Source organism: Arthrobacter sp. H5 (assembly GCF_000520595.1).
GTDB lineage: Bacteria > Actinomycetota > Actinomycetes > Actinomycetales > Micrococcaceae > Arthrobacter_D.
In genome coordinates, this window is sequence record NZ_KI914982.1 from 74,436 (window position 1) to 80,005 (window position 5,570).

Sequence of the window (5,570 nt, forward strand, 5' to 3'; positions counted from 1 at the left end):
CCTGCCGCCACAGGAGTGGATTTCGGCGGGTGGTCGTGCGCTCAGTCCTGCGGCCAGGGAGCGGCTGACGCAGCTCCGCGACGAACTGCGGGCGCTTCGTGACTCAGTCGGCGACGACCTTGGAACGCTCATCGGGGCGATTGAGCGCAGCACCCTGCTGGATATCGAAGTTGCAGCCAAGCCAGGTGTCGGGATTCATGAGGCACGGAGGAATCTTGATGCGTTCGTTGACGCTACGGACGGGTTTGTCGCCAGTGCGGACCGCGTGGACCTTCCCGCGTTCCTGGCCTGGCTGGAAGCTGCAGATGCCCAGGAGGACGGGCTGCCGGTGACACAGCTTGAGGCCAGCCGCGAGGCGGTCCAACTGCTCACAGTGCACGCAGCGAAGGGTCTCGAATGGGATGTGGTCCTGGTTCCCGGCCTCAACGAAGGTTCATTTCCCAGCGGAAGTGATTCCCGCTGGAGCAGCGGTGACGCAGCAATACCGTGGAACCTTCGCGGCGACGCCGGCGAGCTCCCGCAGTGGGACTGGCAGCAACCTGATCAGCAGGGATGGTTGGAGAGCGAGAAACTATTCGCCTCCGATGCACGGACGCATACGGAGCGCGAGGAGCGGCGTCTCGCGTATGTCGCACTGACGCGCGCAAAGCACGTACTCGTGTGCACCTCCTCAGTCTGGGGTGGTGGGCGTACCAAACCGAGGCCGGTTTCGCGGTACTTGGCGGACTTGAAGAAGCTAGCTGAGGCGGGTGCTCCCGGATTTCACCTGCTGGGTTGGGTGGCTGAGGAGGACGAAGGCACCTCGAACCCCGGGAATGCTGCAGCCGAGCGCGCTTCCTGGCCCCTGGATCCATTGCGTGCACGCCGTCAAAGGATGGATTCTGCTGCGGCCGCAGTGCAGAAGGCCGCCGATGAGCAACGGACAGAACCGCAGACGGGTACACCCGGTCCGGTGGGCCGCTGGGGCGAAGAGACGCGGTTGGCACTTGCCCGGCATGGCCGGACTGACGGTGACCGGACGGTTGAGCTTCCGTCGCACATATCAGCTTCCCTGCTGGTGGAACTCTCCGACGATCCATCTGCGGTGGCAGCGCGGCTCCGTCGGCCTGTTCCGCGTAGACCGGGAACGGCGGCGCGCAGGGGAACGGCTTTCCACGCATGGATTGAGGAATTCTATGGCTCGACGGGGATGCTGGACCTGGGGGAGTTTCCCGGGGCAGCGGATTCCCACCTGGAGGAGGCGCTGGACCTCGGAGCGCTGATCGAAACCTTCAAGGGTTCCGAGTGGGCACGCCGCGTCCCGGCGGAGATTGAAGTGCCGGTGGAAACCCGGGTCGATTCGCTGGTGGTCCGGGGGCGTATCGACGCCGTTTTCCGCGATGACGACGGCGCGTGGGATCTTATTGATTGGAAGACAGGAGCCCCTCCCGCAGCGGCTGACCTGGCGTCGCGCTCCGTACAGCTCGCCGCCTACCGTCTGGCCTGGTCGCGGCTCCAAGACGTTCCGCTGGAAGCGGTTCGCGCTGCATTCTTTTACGTCAGCGACGGCACGCTTGTGCGTCCGCACGATCTCGCGGACAGCAGTGGCCTGGAGGAAATTATCCGGCGGGCTACGGGCCGGGAATCTGTCAGGAGGACCTGATCACGGGCAGCGACGAAGTCTCCATGTTGTCATGGTCCTGTTCCGCGGAGATGTCGCTGTCATCCGAGTCGCTCGCCGATAAGGGAGAGACGCTTACTCTGCCACTTTCGGAGCCAGGATCCTCATCGTCCCCGGAATCCCAGGGCCGGTGCAGGGTGTCGTTGTCGTCGTTGTTGTCCGCAAGGCTGTCGGTTTCGTCCCGTTCTTCCTCCTCTGCCCGTGCATTTTCCTCGTCGCGAAGATCGGAGGCGAGAGTTGACATCATGTCGTGGGCCTCGGCGATCATGTCCGGGTCCTTGAGGGCAAGCCCGCGGACCATCCATTGCGCGAGCGCAAACTCAGCGGCAAGTGCGGCTCGGCGCATAAGGTGTGGGTCGGCGGCGTCGGACCGTGCTGCGGTATAGGCCTGATGAACTTCGTCGGCAAAACGCGGGTCACTCGCGGCAATCAGCCAGGCGAAGTCGTCCGCCGGATCGCCGATTCTCAAATCGGTCCAACCGGTGATGGCGCCGACCCGCCCGGCCGAAACCAGCACGTTGTCCTCGTGCAGGTCTCCGTGGACCACAGTGGGGCTGAAGCGCCACAACGAGACATCCTCAAGCGCATGCTCCCAGCGGCGCAGCAGATCTGCCGGTATTCTGCCGGTGGTTGCTGCCTGGTCCAGTTCATTGAGGCGCCGCTGGCGGAATTCGTTGGCCTCGTAGCTGGGCAGGTCCGCGTTGTGCACCAGAGCGGGCGGCAACTCGTGAATGGCTGCGAGTACCCGGCCCAGCTCATGGGCGAATTCCGTGCCTGAACCGGCCAGTGCGTCCAGGCTGCGCGTCGAGCCTTCAAGGTGGGAGTAAACGAAGGTGCACAACTCGCCCTGGCGGACTGTACCGGCGATGTGGGGTATGAGGAATGGAAGCTCGGCGCGGATTCCAGGCGCAAACATCCGGAGCACCTGGAGTTCCGTTTCGAGGCGCATGCTTGCCTCTGCGTGTTTTGGTGACCGGACCCGCCACTGCCTGCCGGCGTCGTCAATCAAGAGGGCGGAGTCAAAATCGGCCACATCATCCGGCGCTCCGGACACGCCCGTGGGGGTGAGGCCGGGCACAGCGGCGCTGGCAAGGGCAGCGAGTTCCATGGGTGACCGTTTCACATCCCCAACGGTAGAGGGCGCACCGGGTCCGGGCGGACTCCCGCTGCGGCGAGTCGCCAGAAGCACTTTCACTCTTCCTCCAGAATGGCTGCCCGAATGTCATTTTGGGAGCCCGGGAACGTACCGTAGATGCATGACCAACGCACTGCGGATTTCCAGCCTGCCGCCCCTCGGTTCACTGCCACTGGCACGCGGCTCCGTGGACCGCGGGTCCTCCTTCCGCGCCGCGCCCGGGCTCTTTGACCGGTTGTGGGGAGCTGCGGATGCCAGGGTGATGTTTCTGGCAACGGGTAAATCCCCGGTCACCGGCAACCGGTTGATGCTGGTGGATTCCGCGGATGTGCCCCGCCCCGCTGATCCCATCTACCTCGGACGCACTGAGGAGGCGGATGAGCACACTCCGTTGGGCACGCATGTCATTCTTGTCATCCTTCCGGAGATAGACACAGCAAGGGCCGACGACGGCTCGTGGATGGGGCTGCGGGACGCCGCGGCATCCCTTCCCGCCCAGGATGCAGGTCTGTTTGTGCAGGCGGTTGCCATTGCCAACTGGCACACGAACCACACGCATTGTCCTCGCTGCGGACATGCCACGGCCCCGGAGGAGGGGGGCTGGGTGCGGAGATGTCCGGCAGACCAAAGCCTGCACTACCCACGCACCGATCCTGCGATCATCGCGACAGTCACTGATGAAGAGGATCGTGTGCTGCTCGGATCTTCGGCCGCCTGGCCTGAGGGCCGCTACTCCACGCTCGCAGGATTCGTGGAGCCCGGAGAATCGCTCGAAGCAGCCGTGATCCGCGAAATTGCTGAGGAATCAGGGGTGACCGTTCATTCGCCCGAGTACCTTGGATCGCAGCCCTGGCCATTCCCCGCGTCCCTGATGCTCGGATTCACGGCCAAGGCCGCCCATATCACACCCGTTCCCGACGGTGTTGAGATCAAGGACGTGCGCTGGTTCAGCCGCAAGGAGCTCTACGAAGCGCTCAGCCGCGGGGACATCTCAGTTGCCTCCGGTTCCTCCATTGCCCGTTCCCTGATCGAACACTGGTATGGGGGTCCCCTGGATGAAGCTCCGTCCGAGGGCGGGCCATAGTGACGGAAACTTCCCTCGACCAGAGAATCCTCGCAGGACTCGATGATGAGCAGCGGGCGGTTGCCTCAACGCTGACCGGCCCGCTGTGCGTGTTGGCGGGTGCCGGCACGGGCAAAACCAGGGCCATCACGCACCGCATCGCCTACGGGGTCCACACTGGTGTTTTCAAACCTCAGCAGGTCCTCGCGGTGACGTTCACGGCCCGTGCGGCGGCGGAAATGCGCACCAGACTGCGGGATCTTGCCGCAGGGGGGGTGCAGGCAAGAACGTTTCACGCCGCCGCCCTGAGGCAACTCCAATACTTCTGGCCCCAAGCGGTGGGCGGGGCTCTGCCGGCCCTCGTGGACCACAAGGCGCAGCTGATCGCCGAGGCCTCGCGGCGGCTAAGACTGTCCACGGACCGGGCCACTATCAGGGACTTGGCAGCGGAGATCGAATGGGCGAAGGTGTCCATGTTGACTCCTGACAGTTACGCCGCCGCCGCGGCAGGAAGGGTGGAACCCGCGGGGCTCGACTTCACCACCGTTACCCGGATCTTCGCCGCCTACGAGGACCTGAAAGTGGACCGCAACGTCATCGACTTCGAGGACGTACTGCTCATCACGGTGGGGATCCTGCAGGAGGATGAAAAGGTGGCGGCAACAGTCCGCGCCCAGTACCGCCACTTTGTGGTGGACGAATACCAGGATGTATCGCCCCTGCAGCAGCGGCTGCTTGACCTCTGGCTTGGCGACCGCAGTGAGCTGTGCGTGGTGGGCGATGCCAGCCAGACAATCTATTCTTTTACGGGTGCAACGTCCAAGCATCTGCTGGGTTTCACGGCCAGGTATGAGGGGGCCGAAGTGGTAAAACTTGTGCGTGACTACCGGTCAACGCCGCAGGTTGTACATCTGGCCAACAGTTTGCTCTCCGCACGCACCGCTGAAGCCGGCCGCAACCGGGGTGCAACCACCTGGTCAACGCCGCTCGAACTCATTGCCCAGCGTCCTACCGGTCCGGAGCCCACTTTCACCGAATGCAGCGATGATGAGGCTGAGGCCGCCGACGTCGCCCGCAGAATCGGCATGCTGATGGAAAGCGGTGTTCCAGCCAGCGAGATTGCCATCCTGTACCGAACCAATGGCCAGTCCGAAGCCTATGAACAGGCTCTCGCCAGTGCCGGGATTGGGTACCAGCTCCGCGGCGGGGAGCGGTTTTTCGCCCGAAGAGAGGTGCGGGACGCGCTCCTGCAGTTGCGTGCGGGCGCGCGGACAGCGGACGACGACGCCGTTCCCCAGCTGGTGCGGGACATTCTGGCTTCGCTGGGCTACAGCCGGGAAGCACCGCAGGGCTCGGGCGCGGTCAGGGAGCGCTGGGAATCCCTCGCCGCGCTGGTGTCCTTGGCCGACGAGCTGCATGGTGCGCGTTCGGCCGGTGGCTTCACGCTGCAGGACTTCGTTGCGGAGTTGGAGGAACGAGCCGCGGCACAGCACGCGCCAACTCTTCAGGGTGTCACGCTGGCGTCGCTGCACTCCGCGAAAGGACTCGAGTGGGACGCTGTGTTCTTGGTAGGGCTCAGCGAGGGTCTGATGCCCATCTCCTTCGCTGATACACCGGATGCCGTGGACGAAGAGCGGCGGCTCCTCTATGTCGGGATCACCAGGGCAAGGATCCACCTTGCCCTGTCATGGTCAACGTCGCGGACCCCCGGC

At 64.3% G+C, this 5,570-nt stretch carries 4 protein-coding genes; 3 read left to right on the forward strand and 1 reads right to left on the reverse strand.

Annotated features, from left to right (window positions below):
* The coding region (locus Y708_RS28150; RefSeq protein WP_035775367.1) for a 3'-5' exonuclease at positions 1–1,642 on the forward strand (1,642 nt) is incomplete at its 5' end.
* On the opposite strand, the gene Y708_RS0105260 is transcribed toward Y708_RS28150, so the two are convergent.
* The gene (locus Y708_RS0105260) at positions 1,629–2,783 is read right to left on the reverse strand and encodes a macrolide 2'-phosphotransferase (protein ID WP_028279117.1); all 1,155 of its coding nucleotides are present in this window, start codon (positions 2,781–2,783) and stop codon (positions 1,629–1,631) included. The two genes, Y708_RS28150 and Y708_RS0105260, sit on opposite strands and share 14 nt — an antisense overlap.
* A gap of 133 nt (positions 2,784–2,916) precedes the next feature.
* Here Y708_RS0105260 and nudC point away from each other — a divergent pair, with 133 nt between their 5' ends.
* A complete protein-coding gene (gene nudC / locus Y708_RS0105265; RefSeq protein ID WP_028279118.1) occupies positions 2,917–3,879 on the forward strand; it encodes an NAD(+) diphosphatase in 963 nt (320 codons plus the stop codon).
* The coding region (locus tag Y708_RS23030) for an ATP-dependent helicase (RefSeq protein ID WP_253905694.1) at positions 3,879–5,570 on the forward strand (1,692 nt) is incomplete at its 3' end. The genes nudC and Y708_RS23030, both read left to right, overlap by 1 nt.